This window comes from Urbifossiella limnaea (assembly GCF_007747215.1).
GTDB lineage: Bacteria > Planctomycetota > Planctomycetia > Gemmatales > Gemmataceae > Urbifossiella > Urbifossiella limnaea.
Window position 1 is genome coordinate 7,698,291 of record NZ_CP036273.1, and the last position, 14,157, is coordinate 7,712,447.

The window sequence follows — 14,157 nt, forward strand, 5'->3', positions numbered from 1 at the left end:
GACTACGGGAACGCCAGCCCCCCGGTAACGTGGCCGCTGGCCGGGTCGCGGCCGACGGCGAGGGTGCCGCCCTCGAGCAGCCCGCCCCACAGGCCGACAATCACCGGCGGGAGCGAATGGCGGCCCGGTGGCGCGGGCGGGTTACCGGTGGCGAACTGGGCGACCACGTTGGGGCGTTCGACTTCCGTGGAGTAGTCGAGGAGCGTAACCGGGGCGAGGAACCGGGCCATCCGGAAGGTGAACTGCCAGCCGACGAGCCGGCCGGCTGGCGGGGCGGGGCCGGGCGCGAACGGCAGCCACTCGAAATCGACCCCGACGCGGAACGGGCGCCACAAGTCTTCCGGGAAGCAGATCAGCGGCGCGCCGGTGTCGATCACCGCGTCGCGGGGCAGGAGCGTGTTCGGCAGGCGGAGCAGACACCGGAACTGTGGGCGGTGAACGTCCACCAGCCCAACGGTGGGCGACACGGCCGGCAGGACGGGGCCGGTCGCTTGGACGGACAACCGGACGCTCGGCACGGTCACGACTCCTGGTGCGGCTCGTTCGGGTAGAAGTCGGTCACGACGAGGCGTTCGGGGTGGATGCCGAGTTCGCGGGACGCGTCGATGCGGAGTTGAAGGCGGTCGGTGTCGGTCCCGACTACCCGCCGGTTGTAGATTGCCACGCACAGGCCGCCGTACTTGTACTCGGGGTCGAACGTGCCGGCGGCCTGGGACTCGTGGAGCCACTTCCAATCCGGCATCACCTCCGCCCAGGTCGGCACGGGGTAGAGCGCCTCCAGTTCCTTCAGCTCGGCGAGCTGGGCCTGGATCGTCGGGTTCGGGGCGAACGCCGGTTCGGTCTCGGTCATCGCGGCACCGGGGGTTCGGGGCTCTCCCATCGTATCACCCCGCGCGGCCGAGGATGTAGCGGTTCGGGTCCACCTCCGTCCGCAAGAGCGTCAGCTCGCGGTCCGTCGGCGCCGGCGTCGTGCCGAGGGGGTCGCACGCCGGCAGTTCGAAGCCGGTCGCGGCGCGAACCTGCTCCAGCGTCACCCCCGGGTGGAGGCTGCGGACGCGCATCCGCTTCGTGTCGTCGGCGAAGTCCAGCACGCACAGGTCCGTGATCACCCGCGCCGGGCCGGTGTTCGCCGGCAGGCCCGCCGCCTCGCGGGCGCCGGGGCCGGTCAGGTAGCCGGGCGTCGTCAGGAAGTCGAGCTTCGGCACGAACTTCTTGGCGTCGTGCTTCAGCAGGATCAGCGTCTTCCAGCAGAAGCTGGCCAGGTCGTTGGCGCCGCCGCTGCCCGGCAGGCGCACCTTCGGGCGGGCGTAGTCGGTGCCGATCATCGTCGAGTTGAGGTTGCCGTAGGGGTCGATCTGGGCGCCGCTCAGGAACGTGGCGTCCACCATGCCGCGCTGGCAGAACTGCATCACGTCGGCCATGCTCGTCACCATCAGGGCGCGCTGCTGCGTCGTGCTGTCGCCGACGCTTACCGGCATCGTCGGCAGCTGCGGCGCGAGGCTGCCCGACTCGAACATGATCACCAGGTTCGGGGCGTGCGTCCGCTGCGCCAGCATCGCCGCGGCGCACGGCACCCCGGTGCCGACGGCCACGGTGGTGCCGTCCTCCAGCTCGCGGGCGGCGGCGCAGATCATCAACTCGGTCGGCGTGTACGGCACGGGGCACCGGGGGAGGAATTCCGGACGGCGGGTCGAATCGCCGCGGACCGGAGTGGCATCCGATAACGGGTAAGGGTATTCTTCCGTCGCCGCGGGCCGACCGCAACCGTAAGATTAACGCCCCACCCGCCCGCACCTACCCAAACCACCCGAGTCCCGGGGTCCGCCCGTGAGTGCCGTCGTTCCCGCCACCGCCGCCGTCGGTCCTGCCGCCCCCCGCCCGCGGCCGAAGCTGATCCGCGGGTTCTACGTGATGCTGATCGTGGTTCACCTCCTCGCGCTCACGGCGCTGCTGCCGTACGTCTTCACCTGGTGGGGCGTCGTGGCGCTGCTGGTTGGGAACTTTGTGTTCGGCAGCATCGGGATCAACCTGGCGTACCACCGGATGCTGACGCACGACGCGGTGCAGTTCCCGACGTGGCTGCGGCGGGTGTTCATCACCTGCGGGGTGTGCAGCCTGGAGGGGTCGCCGCTGTGGTGGGTGCTGAACCACCGCATCCACCACCAGAAGTCCGACGCCGCGGGCGACCCGCACTCGCCGCGCGACGGCTTCTTCTGGGGGCACATGGGCTGGATCTACACCAGCGACGCCGAGCGGAACCGGCTCAGCACGTACGAGAAGTACGTCCCCGACCTGATGACCGACCCGTACCTCCGCTGGCTCCACCGCGGCCAGAGGTGGACGCTGGTGTACCTGGCGCACGCGCTGGTCATCGCCGCGGTCGGCTTCGCGGTCGGCTTCGCGGTCACGGACACGACTGAGGCCGCGGTGCAACTGGGGACGCAGGTGTTCGTGTGGGGCGTGCTGGTGCGGACGGTGTACGTGTGGCACATCACGTGGTTCGTGAACTCGGCGGCGCACCGCTGGGGCTACAAGAGCTACGACACGCCCGACAACAGCCGGAACAACTGGTGGGTGGCGCTGCTGACGAACGGCGAGGGGTGGCACAACAACCACCACGCCGCGCCGCGGGCGTGCTCGCAGGGGCACCGGTGGTGGGAGATCGACCTGACGTTCACCTTCGTGCGCGCCCTGGCGCTGGTGGGGCTGGCGACGAACGTGGTGCCGGTGAAGGTGGCGGGCTACCGGCAGAAGGACGCCACCGCCTGAATGGCTCGGGGCTTGAGCCCGGAGGGCGTCCGTTCATAGCCCGGGGCGGCCTCGGCGGTGTCTCGAGTGCGTCGCTCCCACGATTCGCGTCGCCGCCCGCCCGGGGTTTCCACCCCGGGCTACACACGGCCGCCCCTCCGGGGCTCAAGGCCCGAGCCGCGGCTCGATCCCTGGACACCCCTTTCCGGCGCCCTAGACTAAGCGCTTTCACTGCGCCTCGAAGGAGTCCGTGTCATGGCACACAAGAAGGGTCAGGGGTCGGTCAAGAACGGCCGCGACTCGAAGCCGAAGCGCCGCGGGGTGAAGATCTACGGCGGCCAGGCGGTGAAGCAGAGCGGCATCATCGTGGTGCAGTGCGGCACGAAGTACGCCCCCGGCCGGTTCGTCCGCCGGGCCAGCAACGACTTCCTGTACGCCACCACCGCCGGCAAGGTGTACTTCGACCAGGGCGGCAAGCGGGTCAACGTCACCCCGGACGACGCGACCGTCACCACGGTCTGAGCGCGGCGGAAGCCGAAGCGACGCGGCCCACCCGAACGGGTGGGCCGCTTGCGTTTGTGGCGGGAGGTCAGCGGGGCTCGGTATCCTGCACCACCCGGTCGAGACGGCCGATGCGGAGGTCGTCGGCGGGGACGAACAACCGGATCACGCGGAACCAGCCGTCGCCGGTCATGGCGAACGGTGGCGACCCGCTGGCGAAGGCGAGCAGGTGGTGGGTGCCGTCCTGCTGGGCCTTGTACCAGTTGTCGGGCATTGTGGGGTGGCCGAGGAGTTGATCCTCCCCGCCGTTGAACACCATGCCGTGGTAGTGCCACCAGAAGTCGTGCGTGATTCCCGCGGCCGTCCCGGCCGACGACTCTGGGTCCGGGAGCGACAGGGCTTCCTCGAACGTAATCGGGTGGGCCGGCCAGCGGTTGGCGGGCGACAGCCCGGCCGGGAATGCCCGGGGGCTCAGGGGGCCACCGGGCGGCACGACGATAGGGCGCCACCCCTCGGGTTCGGTCCCGTCATAGGGCTCGCCGCCGTCGTCGCGCTCGGGGTCGCCGAGGGCGTAAAAGACCGAGAGCATACCGGACAGGGCGTACCCGCGGGCGGCGGGGCTGGCGACGAGGTCGGCGAGGTTGTACTGACCGACGAACGGTAGCGGCGCGCCGCTCGCGCGCGTGGGCCAGGGCACCTCCGCCGGCAGGTCTGGCTCACCGCCATACCGGCTGACCCCGACCGGCAATCCCGTGACCGCCTCCGGCGAGGGGTGGACCGAGAGCGCCGGCAGGGCGACTCCGAGGAGGTCACTTGCCCGGGCGGCGAGCGCGCTGCCGCGGGCCAGTTCGACCAGCGTCACCCCTACGAGGTCGCGCCACGGCCGGTGGAACGCGGCCGACGGCGGGAGCGGGTCGCCCGACCGGAGCGCAGCCACGAAGTCCCGCAGGAACGGCCCGCGCGGGTCGTCTTGGTCGTCCAGCCAGTCCGCGTAGACCAACCTCGGCGTGTCGTCGGAGAGCGCCCCGAGGACGCCGGCGAGGAAGTCGCCCTCCCCCGGGAGAAACGCGGCGGGGTTGGGGAGGGCGACGTGCGTGGCCATCAGTTTAAGCCCCGTACTTCCCCAGCCGGCCGGCGTGCGCCATCGCCAGCAGCATCAGGTGCGCCCCCTGGAACTGCCCCAGCCCGCCGCGCAGGCAGTCGCGCTCGCCGAACGTCGCCACGTCGTCGGGGCGGCAGGTGGCGTCGGCCGCCAGGACCGTCGGCACCGGGTGCCAGCTGTGGCTCTTCATCCGGCTCGGCGTGCTGTGGTCGCCCGTCACGATGAACACGTCCGGGTTCAGGGCGCGGATCTGCGGCACCACCTTGTCCAGCTTCTCGATCATCTCCACCTTCGCGGGGAAGTTGCCGTCCTCGCCGGTGCTGTCGGTGTACTTGTAGTGCAGGAAGAAGAAGTCGTACTTGTCCCACACACTCTTCAGCGTGTCGACCTGCCCCTGGAGCGTCTGGCCGGGGTCGAGGATGTCCATCCCCACCAGCCGGGCCAGCCCCTTGTACATCGGGTAGACCGCGATCGCCGCGGCCTTCAGGCCGTACACCTGCTCGAACGTGGCGATGTTCGGCATCCGGGCGAAGCCGCGCAGCGTGGCGCCGTTCGTCGGCGCCTCGGGGGCCAGCACCTCCACCGCCTTGGCGATGAACTCGTTCACCACCGCGGCCGTCTTCGCGCTCGCCGGGTCGGCGCCCTCCGCCTTCAGCGGCGCCACGCCGACCTGCTGCGGGTCGGTGTCGTTGACGGCGTCGCCGAGGCCGTCGCCGCGGATCACCAGCACGAACCGGTGCTCCCGCACCGGCTCCACGAACAGCTCGACGCCGGGAATCTGGATCGTGCGGAGGCGGGCCACGGCGGCGGCGTTCTTCTCGTTGCTCGGGCGGCCGGCGCGGCGGTCGGTGATCTTGCCGTCGGCCCCAAGGGTGCAGAAGTTGCCGCGGATGCACACGTCCTTCGGGCCGACGGCGAAGTTGATGCCGAGCGCCTCCAGGATGCCGCGGCCGATGCGGTACTCCAGCGGGTCGTAGCCGAACAGCGACAGGTGGCCGGGGCCGCTGCCGGGGGTGATGCCCGGCAGCACCGGCGTGCTCAGGCCGCACACGCCGTCCTTCACCAGGGCGTCGAAGTTCGGCGTGTTCGCGGTTTCGAGCTCGGTTTTTCCGCCTTTTTCCACGGGGAGCCCGCCGAGGCCGTCGGCCACCAGCAGCACGATTTTCGTGGTCGCGGGTTCGCGCAGGGTCTGAATCAGTTCGTGAGTGTTCATAATGAACGAGTTTACGCCCACGGATTAGTGACGTACAGTTAGCGGGAGCGGACTGTACGCAATGACCGACCGGCCCGGGGCTTGCGCCCGGGTGCCCCGGGACGACTCCCATGCAGCTGCCCGACGAAAACATCACCTTCGAGTTCGGCCGGCTCGTCACCAAGCCCCCGGAGGCGTGGACGCCGCTCGCCGAGCTCCAGGCCCAGCACTTCGTCAGCCCCGACCGCCTCGACGCCCTCAAGCCGCTGCTCAACCAGGTCCGCGGCCGCGTCGCCGCCGAGCGCGAGCTGAACTCGGTCCCGGCGAAGGACCAGCCGCTGCAGCCCGGGTTCATCAACCTGCCGCAGCAGCTCCTCGACGGCTTCCGCCGCAAGCAGGACGCCAGCGACCTCGGCAAGGTGCTGCGGGTCGCCAACCGGCTGAAGGAGAACGTGGACCGCGTCGTGGTGCTGGGCATCGGCGGCAGCTACCTCGGGGCGAAGGCGCTGTTCGACGCCCTGTGCCACGCCCACCACAACGAGATGCCGGCGAAGCTGCGGATGGGGAAGCCGCGCGTCTACTTCGAGGGGAACGCCCTCGACAACGACGCGCTGCAGGAGCTGCTGGAGCTCCTGGAGAACACCTGCGTCGACCCGGACATCGCCGAGGAGCGGTGGGGCGTGGTCGTCGTCAGCAAGTCGGGCGGCACCATCGAGACGGCCGCCGCCTTCCGGGCGCTGCGGGCCGAGGCCCAGAAGTACTACGGCCCCAAGGACCCCATCCTGAAGCAGGTGGTGGTGCCGGTCACCGGCCCGAAGGGGAAGCTGCGCGACCTGTGCAAGGCCGACGGCTACGCCGACGACGACATCCTCACCATCCCCGACGACGTCGGCGGCCGGTTCAGCGTGTTCACCCCGGTCGGCTTGCTGCCGGCGGCGGTGATGGGGCTCGACGTGCGGGCGCTGCTGCTCGGCGCCGCCACGATGACGAAGCGGTTCCTCGAAGAGCCCGCCGAGAAGAACCCGGTGCTCCAGTTCGCCGCGGTCAACTACCTGCTGGCGGAGGAGAACAAGAAGACGACCCGGGTGATGGCCTGCTGGTCGAAGAAGCTCGAAGCGATCGGCTGGTGGTACGACCAGCTGCTGAGCGAGAGCCTGGGGAAGTTCGGCCGCGGGCCGACGCCGCTGACGGCCGTGTACAGCCGCGACCTGCACAGCCGCGGCCAGCAGCACCAGGACGGGGCGCGGGACAAGACCATCAACAACCTGGTGGTGCGGACGCCGAAGCACCCGCCGGTGCAGGTGGGCATGGCCGACCGCAACGAGGACGACCTGAACCAGTTCAGCCGCAAGGGCTACCCCGACCTGCTAGACGCGGCGCTGAAGGGGACGAACGAGGCCTACGCCGACGCGGCCCGGCCGAGCGCCGACATCGTCCTGCCGGCGCTGAGCGAGCACACGGTCGGGCAGCTGATGCAGATGCTGATGCTGGCGACGGTGGTGGAGGGCCGGCTGATGGGGATCAACCCCTACGGCCAGCCCGGGGTGGAGGCGTACAAGGCGAACATGACGCGGCACCTGAAGGCGGTGCCGAACCTCCCCAAGGGCGAGGTGCGCGACCAGACGAAGGGCGTGTAACCCGGCGGGAAGGCAATTTTTGACAGGATAACAGGATGAAGCAGGATGGAAGACGAAGACAAGAATTAAATTGATTTCTGTCTCTGTCTTCCATCCTGCTTCATCCTGTTATCCTGTCAAAAATTGCCTTCGCCCCCCTACCGCACCGGCAGCCGCAGGCACGCCAGCTCCGTGCCGTTCCTGACGTACAGCCGGCCGTTCGCCACCACCGGGTGGTTCCACGTCTTCCCCGTCAGCGCCGGCACCTTCGCCAGCTCGTCCAGGTCCGCCGCGTCCGCCCGCACCAGCGCCACCTTCCCCTTCACGTCCTGCACGACCAGCAGCCCCTGGTCCGGCAGGCCCAGCACCTGGCCGTGGCCGTACGCCGTCTCCTTCCACACCTGCTTGCCGCTCTCCAGGTCCACGCAGGCGAAGCGGTCGTCGTCGAAGCCGTACAGGTGCTTGCCGACCACCACGGCGTCGTTGAAGTACGGCTTCATCCCGCGCGTCGCCCACTGCTGCTTCACGTCCCACCCGTCGCTCGTCTTCGACACGCGCAGCCGGCGGATGCCCTGGTCGTTGCCCACGCCGGTGCCGATCACCACGTCCGTGTCCGACACCACCGCCGGCTGCGTCGAGCGGTTCACGTCCGGGATCGTCCAGGCGTGCTCCCACAGCTTCGTGCCGTCGGCGGGGCGGAACGACTCCAGACCGTAGTCGGACAGCACGAGCACCTGCGGCACGCCGCCGAACGTGGCGGGGTGCGGCGAGGCGTAGCTGTGCTTGCCGTTGCCGGCCGCCCACGCCCGCTCGCCCGTGTCCGCCCGGTAGGCGAGGACGCCCTTGCCGCCGCCGCCGTTGGCCGTGGCGATGACCACGCCGTCGGTCACCAGCGGCGACCCGGCGAAGCCCCACTGCACCAGCACGCCGCCGTCGGCCACCAGGTCGCGCACCCACTCCTGCTTGCCGGTGGCGGCGTCGAGGCGGGCCAGCCTGCCGGTCGCGCCCTGCACGTACGCCTTGCCGCCGTGGATGGTGGGCGTGGCCCGCGGCCCCGGCCCGGCGATCGTCTCGGTGAACCGGCCCGGCGTCTTCCACTCCCACACCTCCACGCCGGTCGCGGCGTCGTAGCACACGACCGCCTCGTCGTCGCCGCGCTGCTCCTGCGTGAACAGCTTGCCGCCGGCGACCGACACCGAGCCCCAGCCCGGCCCGACGCGGTGCTTCCACACGAGTTCGGGCGGGTGGGCCGCCCAGTCGGCGTCGAGCTTGACGCCGGTGACGAGGCCGTCGCGGCCGGCGCCGCGGAACCCGGGCCAGTCGCCGGGGCCGACCTCGACCGGCTTGGCGTCCGTCACCGGCGCCGGGGCGGGCTTGCGCTCGGCGGCGAACTGCTCCTCGTCGGACATCGTCCACCGCCAGCGCAGGTCGGGCCACATGTCGCCGCCGAGGCCGTCCACGGTGACGGCGCTGGCGAGCGCCCACACGCCGAGGATGCCGACGACGACGCCGGCCTGGCGGGGGGTGGCGTGGAGCGGCGTGCTGACGAGCACCCAGCCGAGCCAGACGACGAGCACGGCCATGAGCCCGAAGATGGCGACGGCCATCTCGTTCCCCTTGTGGAGGGTGAGAGCCAGCGCCACGGCGGGGACGAGCACGAGGGCCGGCACGAGCCACCGGAGCGGCCCGCGGACGCGGGCGAGGAACGTCCACCAGACGACGGCGGCGACGGTGCCGAGGATCGGCGCGGCGAACCAGCCCATGAAGTGGAACATGGTCTTCGGCGCGACGAGCGGCGGCACGATCCACGCCGCGGCGACGGCGGCGAGGATGACGACGGCGGGCCAGGCGCGGACCGGCCAGCGGCCGGCGGGGGTGTCGGCGGTGCTCACGCGGGAAGCCTCCGTGCAGGGGTTGTGGGGGCATCTTACGCGGCGCGGGGTGCGCCGTTAGGCCGGGGCGCAAGCCCCGTCGGGGTTCAGACGCCCGACGGGGCTTGCGCCCCGGCCTAACGGCTGATCCGACTTGCCCGCGGCCGGCCGGCGTTGTCTGATGAGTGAACCCACGCCACCCCGGGGGCTGCCCGTGCTGTACTTCTCCTTCATCCCGGCCGCACTGCTCCTGGCCGGTGCCCACGCCGCGGCGCGGCCGATCCCGCAACCGGTCCGCTGGCTCCGCTTCGGGGGCTGGAGCGCCTTCGCCCTGCCAATGTCCCTGTTCTGCCTGTCCACCCCGGTCGTCGCCCGGCTGTTCGTCCTCCTCGCGGTCGCGCTCGTCGCCTGGCAGCTCACCCGCCGCCGTGTCCGCTGGTTCCTGCCGTACTCGCTCGCCGCGGTCGCCGTCGCCTACGGCCTGTCCTTCTGGTGGGCCTGGCAGGACCACGACGCACTGACCCCGCTCCGCGAGCGATACCGGTTCGAGTCGATGGTCGACCGGGTGCCCGAGCCGCGCGGCGGCAACCCGGCCGGCGAACCGCTCACCGATCTGGATCGCCCCTACCTGCGATCCTCGCAGCGTGTGCGTCTGCTGTGGCAACTCCACGACGAAACGGTGTTGGATTTCGTGAACCGGCCGGGCTTCGGGATCGGCCGCATCGGGCACTTCACGAAGCCGTCCGAGGACAACTTGAAGGCGGAGCCACGCCCCGACCCGCCGCCGCAGCCGGAGTCGCCGGGGCCGGCGTGGTCGCTCGGCGAGGTGCAGTTCGCGGTGCCGTTGCACGACCACACGGCCGCGTCCCGCCTGCACGCTGATGGCCTCCTCGATTTCGTGAATCCCGACGGCTCGGGTTACGTCCGCTCGCGTCGGGAGGTCGCCGGGTTCCTGCCGCACGCCTTCAGCCGGGTACCGGAGGGGCGCGAGTGGCGGGCGGTGCGCGTCGAACTGGTCGGCCTGCTGAAGCACGCGGAGCCGGTCGTGTACCCGTCCGACCGGCTGCCGGCGATGGCCGACCTGAAGGACGCCCCCACCCGCGCCCCGGACGCCTTCGAGGCCGCCGGCATCGACGCCGTCCGCCGCGGCGAGGCGGGGTTCGTCGGCCGCCGCGGCGACGAGGTGCGCTACGTCGGCGCCGTCCGCAGCGCCGAGGCGTGTGTGAAGTGTCACGGCGGCGAGCGGGGTGATTTGCTCGGGGCGTTCTCGTACCGCCTCCGCCCGGTGCGCGTACCATAGGAGTACCAGCACCCCGAGGACTCCCCGCCGATGGCCGGCGTCAACCCGTACATCCAGAAGGCCGAGGCCGCGAAGGCCCGCACCCCGTTCACCGTCACCTACGTCGACGAGGAGACCGGCGCGCGCACGGAGGTGCGCGTGGACCCGGCCACCTTCCCGTTCGGCAAGCTCGGCCAGGACGGCAGCCTCCTCGACATCGCGGAAGAGGCCGGCGTGCAGATCAACCACTCGTGCGGCGGCGTGTGCGCGTGCTCGACGTGCCACGTGTACGTGCAGGCGGGCGGGACGTCGTGCAGCCGCGCGACCGACGACGAGGAGGACGAGCTGGACAAGGCGCCGGCGCTGACGCCGGACTCGCGGCTGAGCTGCCAGTGCGTGCCGGACGGCAGCGCCGACCTCGTGGTGCTGATCCCGAAGTGGAACCGCAACCAGGTCAAGGAAGGCCATCACTGACCGCCCCCGCCGCTTGCGGCGTAGCGCCGCGGCGCTACGCCGCAAGCGGCGGACCTACAGCTTCCCCCGAACCTCCTCCCGCGCCGCGTACACCTTCCGCACCGCGGCCGCGACGCGAAGCACGTCCTCTTCATCCCCCCACAGCACCGGGTGGTGCAGCCCCACGCAGCCGAGCCCCGCCGCGGTCACCTCCGGCCGCTCGCCCGCGGCGCGGAAGCGCGACGGCGACCGACCCAGGTGCAGGCTCGTGAACCCCGCGTCGAACGCCACCCCCTCCGCGCGCAGCGCCGCCACGAACACCGCCCGCGTCAGCCCGAACGCCCCCGGGTCGAAGCGGAAGCCCACCCGGTAGAACGCCGGCACGCCGTCCACCACGTTCTCGAACGGCGTCAGGCCCGGCACGCCCGCCAGTTCGCGCAGCAGCCGAGCCACCCGCCCGGCGCGCCGGACCGTGCCCTCGGCCAGCGCGGCGAGCTGCGGGCGGACCAGCGCCGCGGCCAACTCGCCGAGCGGCGCCCACGCCTGTGTACCGCGGTGGAGCCACAGCCGCGCCCGCTGGAAGGGGGCGCGCTCCCGGAACAACAGCGCCCCGCCGCGGCCGGCGGTGACGAGCTTCGTGCCGCCGAAGCTCAGCGTCCCCACGTCGCCCCACGTGCCGGCAGGTTTGCCGGCGATCGTCGCGCCCGTGGCTTGCGACGCGTCTTCGACGACGCCGACGGTGCGCGCCGCGGCCCAGGCGCACACCGCGGGCATGGGCACCAGTCCGCCGTGGAGGTGCGAGCACAGCACGGCCTTCGTGCGCGGCGACGCGGCGGCGTCGAGCGCGGCGGGGTCGAGGTTCCAGTTGTGCGGCGCCACGTCGGCGAGCACCGGCAGCGCCCCGACCGCGTGGACGGTGAGGAAGTTCGGCTCGTAGTCGTAGCCGGCGAGGATCACCTCGTCGCCGGGGCCGACGCGGAGGGCGCGGAGGGCGGTTTCGACGGCGAGGGTGCCGCTGGCGCAGGTGAGGGCGTGGGGGACGCCGTGGAGGGCGGCGAGGTCGGCTTCGAGCGCGGGGACGTGCGGCCCGTGGTAGCGGCCCCACGAGCCGTCGGCGGCCGCGGCGGCGAGCACCGCGGCGGTGGCGGGGTCGGGGCGCGGCCAGCGCGGCGGGCCGTCGGGGAAGGCGGGCGCGCCGCCGAGGATCGCGGGGGGCATGGGGGTGGTATACGCCGGTCAGTCGAGCGCGACCGTGACCTCCGGGTCGGACTTCCGGTGCGGGTCGGGTTCGGGCAGCTCGACCACTTTCGCCACCCGCCGGCCGTCGGACTGGACCGCGACGATGAGGAGGCCGGTTTGCTGAACCCGTGAGTGCCGGATGCCGAGAGAGCCGACCCGGATGGTGAACCAGGCGCGGACCTCGAACGGTTCGCCGGCCAGGGCCTCTGGCGGCAGTCGGTACTCCAGCCCGGCCGGGGATCGATCGTGGGCGTCGTCTTCGGCCCGTTCCGGGCGGCTGTACACTTCGGCCCCGGCCTCGCGGATTGGGACCGCGCTCGTCAGACGGACGCGGTAGATGATGCGCCCGTCGGCGATCACCATGCCCGAGAGGTCGTACAGGACGAGGAGCAGCACCCCGCCGGCCAGGATGCCGAGGCGAACACGGGTGGGGGTGAGGCGCGGCACGGGCGGGGCACCTCGCGGGCGAATCACCGGTTTTCAGGCCGAAGGCCTGACAGCCCTCAGCCCAGGGCAAGGGTGCGCAGCACCCGCCGCCCTGGGTAAGCGACACGAATCACCCCGCAGGCTGAAGGCCTGCGAGCCGGCTCGCAGGCCTTCAGCCTGCACGGCCATTCTCACCCCGAACCCAGGGCGGCGGGCCTTCGGCCCTTACCCTGGGCTGAGGGCTCTCACCCCTTCGGGGTGAAAACCCGGCGCGTCACTTCTTCTTCGCCGGCGGGCCGTCGATCGTCGGCAACGGGAAGTCGGCGTTGCGGACGTGCTGCTCCGCCAGCAGGCGTTCGAGCCGCGCCACCACCGCCGGGTTCGCCGCGGCCACGTCCGTCGCCTCGTTCGGGTCGGCGGCCAGGTCGTACAGCTCCGTCACCGCGCGGCCGGCGTTCAGGTTCTGCCGCACCGCCTTCCAGTCGTCCACGGTCACCGCCTGCTGGCCGCCGTACCCGCCGAACTCCCAGTACAGGAACGGGTGCGGCGGCTGTCGCTCGCCGCGCAGCGCCGGCGCGAAGCTGATGCCGTCCACCCCCGGCGGCACCGGCGCCCCGGCGAGTTCGCACAGCGTCGGCAGCACGTCGGGGAAGTAGAGGCGGGTGCCGTGCGTGGCGCCCGTGGGGATCGTCCCCGGCCACGACGCCACGAACGGCACCCGGATGCCGCCCTCGTACAGGCTCCCCTTCAGGCCGCGCAGCGACCCCGCCGAGCGGAAGAACGTCGAGTCGGCGCCGCCGACGTTGTGCGTCGGGCCGTTGTCGCTGGTGAAGATCACGAGCGTGTCGTTGGTCAGCCCGCGCGCCTTCAGCTTCGCCACGATGCGGCCCACGGTGCGGTCCATGCGGGTGACCATCGCGGCGTACGCGGCGTGCGGGGCCGGGTGCGGGCGGTAGCCCTTCTTGCCGTCGTAGGCCGGGTCGTCGCCGAGCTTGCCGCGGTACTCGGCGAGCGAGTCCTCGGGCACCTGCACCGCCGCGTGCGGCACCACGAACGGCAGGAACAGGAAGAACGGCCGGGCGTGCTTCTCGTCCAGGAACGCCAGGGCCTCGCGCTCGAACAGGTCGCCGGTGTAGCTGTCGCCGGTCGCGCCGTTGTTGCCCGGCAGGGTGAAGCGTTCGGCGTTGCGGTACAGGTACGTCGGGTAGTGGGTGTGGGCGTGGCGCTGGCAGTTGTACCCGAAGAACCGCTCGAACCCGTGCCGCAGCGGGCTGCCGGTGGTGTCGAACATGCCGAGCCCCCACTTCCCCATCGCCGCGGTGACGTACCCGCGCTGCCGCAGCAGCGTGGCGACGGTCACGGCGTCGGCCGACATGGGGAACTGCCCTTCGGGCTGCGCCTCGCGGTTGTTGCGGACGGCGGCGTGGCCCATGTGCCGGCCGGTGAGGAGGGCGCACCGGCTCGGGGCGCACACGGCGTTGCCGGCGTAGAAGCGGGTGAAGCGCGTGCCGTCCTTGGCCAGTTGATCGACGTGCGGGGTGCGGATGCGCGTCTGGCCGTAGCAGCCGAGTTCGGCCGAGCCGAGGTCGTCGGCGAGGATGAAGACGACGTTCGGCGGGCGCCGCGGCTCGTCGGCGCGGGCGGCGGGGGCGGCGAAGCACAGACACGCGGCGGCGAGGAGAAGGCGCGGCACGGGTGGGCCTCCGGGGGGTAGCGGTGTTGTATGCCGC

Annotated in this window: 14 protein-coding genes; 5 read left to right on the forward strand and 9 right to left on the reverse strand. The window is 71.8% G+C overall.

Annotated elements, in window-relative coordinates; translation table 11 throughout:
• Positions 1-2: 2 nt before the first annotated feature.
• Genes ETAA1_RS30860 through ETAA1_RS30870 form a run of 3 tightly spaced genes read right to left on the reverse strand, consistent with a single transcriptional unit; the run spans position 3 to position 1,658 of the window.
• Positions 3-518: a hypothetical protein gene (locus ETAA1_RS30860; protein WP_145244434.1), complete on the reverse strand. Its 516-nt coding sequence runs from the start codon at positions 516-518 to the stop codon at positions 3-5.
• 2 nt (positions 519-520) lie between these two features.
• Positions 521-850, reverse strand: coding sequence for a hypothetical protein (locus tag ETAA1_RS30865; protein ID WP_145244435.1), 330 nt, complete (start codon positions 848-850; stop codon positions 521-523).
• Positions 851-884: 34 nt separating this feature from the next.
• Positions 885-1,658, reverse strand: coding sequence for a CoA-transferase subunit beta (locus ETAA1_RS30870; RefSeq protein ID WP_202920542.1), 774 nt, complete (start codon positions 1,656-1,658; stop codon positions 885-887).
• A gap of 169 nt (positions 1,659-1,827) precedes the next feature.
• Between ETAA1_RS30870 and ETAA1_RS30875 the strand changes: the two genes are divergently transcribed.
• Together ETAA1_RS30875 and ETAA1_RS30880 are read left to right on the forward strand one after the other, a co-directional pair.
• Positions 1,828-2,769, forward strand: a complete 942-nt coding sequence (locus ETAA1_RS30875; protein WP_238389331.1) for an acyl-CoA desaturase — start codon at positions 1,828-1,830, stop codon at positions 2,767-2,769.
• A 234-nt stretch (positions 2,770-3,003) separates the two neighbouring features.
• Entirely contained in the window at positions 3,004-3,270 is a 267-nt protein-coding gene (locus tag ETAA1_RS30880; RefSeq protein WP_145244436.1) for a 50S ribosomal protein L27, read from the forward strand.
• A gap of 67 nt (positions 3,271-3,337) precedes the next feature.
• Here the strand turns inward: ETAA1_RS30880 and ETAA1_RS30885 are convergent, their stop codons facing one another.
• Together ETAA1_RS30885 and ETAA1_RS30890 are read right to left on the reverse strand one after the other, a co-directional pair.
• The gene (locus tag ETAA1_RS30885; RefSeq protein ID WP_145244437.1) at positions 3,338-4,351 is read right to left on the reverse strand and encodes a TIGR02996 domain-containing protein; all 1,014 of its coding nucleotides are present in this window, start codon (positions 4,349-4,351) and stop codon (positions 3,338-3,340) included.
• Between the two features lie 4 nt (positions 4,352-4,355).
• Entirely contained in the window at positions 4,356-5,564 is a 1,209-nt protein-coding gene (locus ETAA1_RS30890) for a 2,3-bisphosphoglycerate-independent phosphoglycerate mutase (RefSeq protein WP_145244438.1), read from the reverse strand.
• Positions 5,565-5,674: 110 nt separating this feature from the next.
• Between ETAA1_RS30890 and ETAA1_RS30895 the strand changes: the two genes are divergently transcribed.
• Positions 5,675-7,180, forward strand: a complete 1,506-nt coding sequence (locus ETAA1_RS30895) for a glucose-6-phosphate isomerase (RefSeq protein ID WP_145244439.1) — start codon at positions 5,675-5,677, stop codon at positions 7,178-7,180.
• Positions 7,181-7,317: 137 nt separating this feature from the next.
• Here ETAA1_RS30895 and ETAA1_RS30900 read toward each other — a convergent pair whose 3' ends face one another.
• A complete protein-coding gene (locus ETAA1_RS30900; protein WP_145244440.1) occupies positions 7,318-9,051 on the reverse strand; it encodes an outer membrane protein assembly factor BamB family protein in 1,734 nt (577 codons plus the stop codon).
• A gap of 193 nt (positions 9,052-9,244) precedes the next feature.
• Between ETAA1_RS30900 and ETAA1_RS30905 the strand changes: the two genes are divergently transcribed.
• Both ETAA1_RS30905 and ETAA1_RS30910 read left to right on the forward strand, forming a co-directional pair.
• Positions 9,245-10,330: a DUF3365 domain-containing protein gene (locus ETAA1_RS30905; protein ID WP_145244441.1), complete on the forward strand. Its 1,086-nt coding sequence runs from the start codon at positions 9,245-9,247 to the stop codon at positions 10,328-10,330.
• A 30-nt stretch (positions 10,331-10,360) separates the two neighbouring features.
• Positions 10,361-10,783 carry a 2Fe-2S iron-sulfur cluster-binding protein gene (locus ETAA1_RS30910; RefSeq protein WP_145244442.1) on the forward strand — a complete coding sequence of 141 codons (423 nt, stop codon included), beginning with the start codon at positions 10,361-10,363 and terminating at the stop codon, positions 10,781-10,783.
• A gap of 54 nt (positions 10,784-10,837) precedes the next feature.
• Here ETAA1_RS30910 and ETAA1_RS30915 read toward each other — a convergent pair whose 3' ends face one another.
• The 3 genes from ETAA1_RS30915 to ETAA1_RS30925 form a co-directional block, all read right to left on the reverse strand.
• Positions 10,838-11,980 carry a DegT/DnrJ/EryC1/StrS family aminotransferase gene (locus ETAA1_RS30915; protein WP_145244443.1) on the reverse strand — a complete coding sequence of 381 codons (1,143 nt, stop codon included), beginning with the start codon at positions 11,978-11,980 and terminating at the stop codon, positions 10,838-10,840.
• An 18-nt stretch (positions 11,981-11,998) separates the two neighbouring features.
• A complete protein-coding gene (locus ETAA1_RS30920) occupies positions 11,999-12,448 on the reverse strand; it encodes a hypothetical protein (protein WP_145244444.1) in 450 nt (149 codons plus the stop codon).
• Positions 12,449-12,701: 253 nt separating this feature from the next.
• Positions 12,702-14,120: an arylsulfatase gene (locus tag ETAA1_RS30925; protein WP_145244445.1), complete on the reverse strand. Its 1,419-nt coding sequence runs from the start codon at positions 14,118-14,120 to the stop codon at positions 12,702-12,704.
• Between the last annotated feature and the right edge of the window lie 37 nt (positions 14,121-14,157).

Excerpts from the sequence above, each read along its gene's own strand:
- ETAA1_RS30915 (WP_145244443.1), bottom strand. The coding sequence starts at position 11,980 with ATGCCCCCCGCGATCCTCGGCGGCGCGCCCGCCTTCCCCGACGGCCCG.
- ETAA1_RS30910 (WP_145244442.1), top strand. The coding sequence starts at position 10,361 with ATGGCCGGCGTCAACCCGTACATCCAGAAGGCCGAGGCCGCGAAGGCC.
- ETAA1_RS30885 (WP_145244437.1), bottom strand. The coding sequence starts at position 4,351 with ATGGCCACGCACGTCGCCCTCCCCAACCCCGCCGCGTTTCTCCCGGGG.
- ETAA1_RS30890 (WP_145244438.1), bottom strand. The coding sequence starts at position 5,564 with ATGAACACTCACGAACTGATTCAGACCCTGCGCGAACCCGCGACCACG.
- ETAA1_RS30880 (WP_145244436.1), top strand. The coding sequence starts at position 3,004 with ATGGCACACAAGAAGGGTCAGGGGTCGGTCAAGAACGGCCGCGACTCG.
- ETAA1_RS30895 (WP_145244439.1), top strand. The coding sequence starts at position 5,675 with ATGCAGCTGCCCGACGAAAACATCACCTTCGAGTTCGGCCGGCTCGTC.
- ETAA1_RS30865 (WP_145244435.1), bottom strand. The coding sequence starts at position 850 with ATGACCGAGACCGAACCGGCGTTCGCCCCGAACCCGACGATCCAGGCC.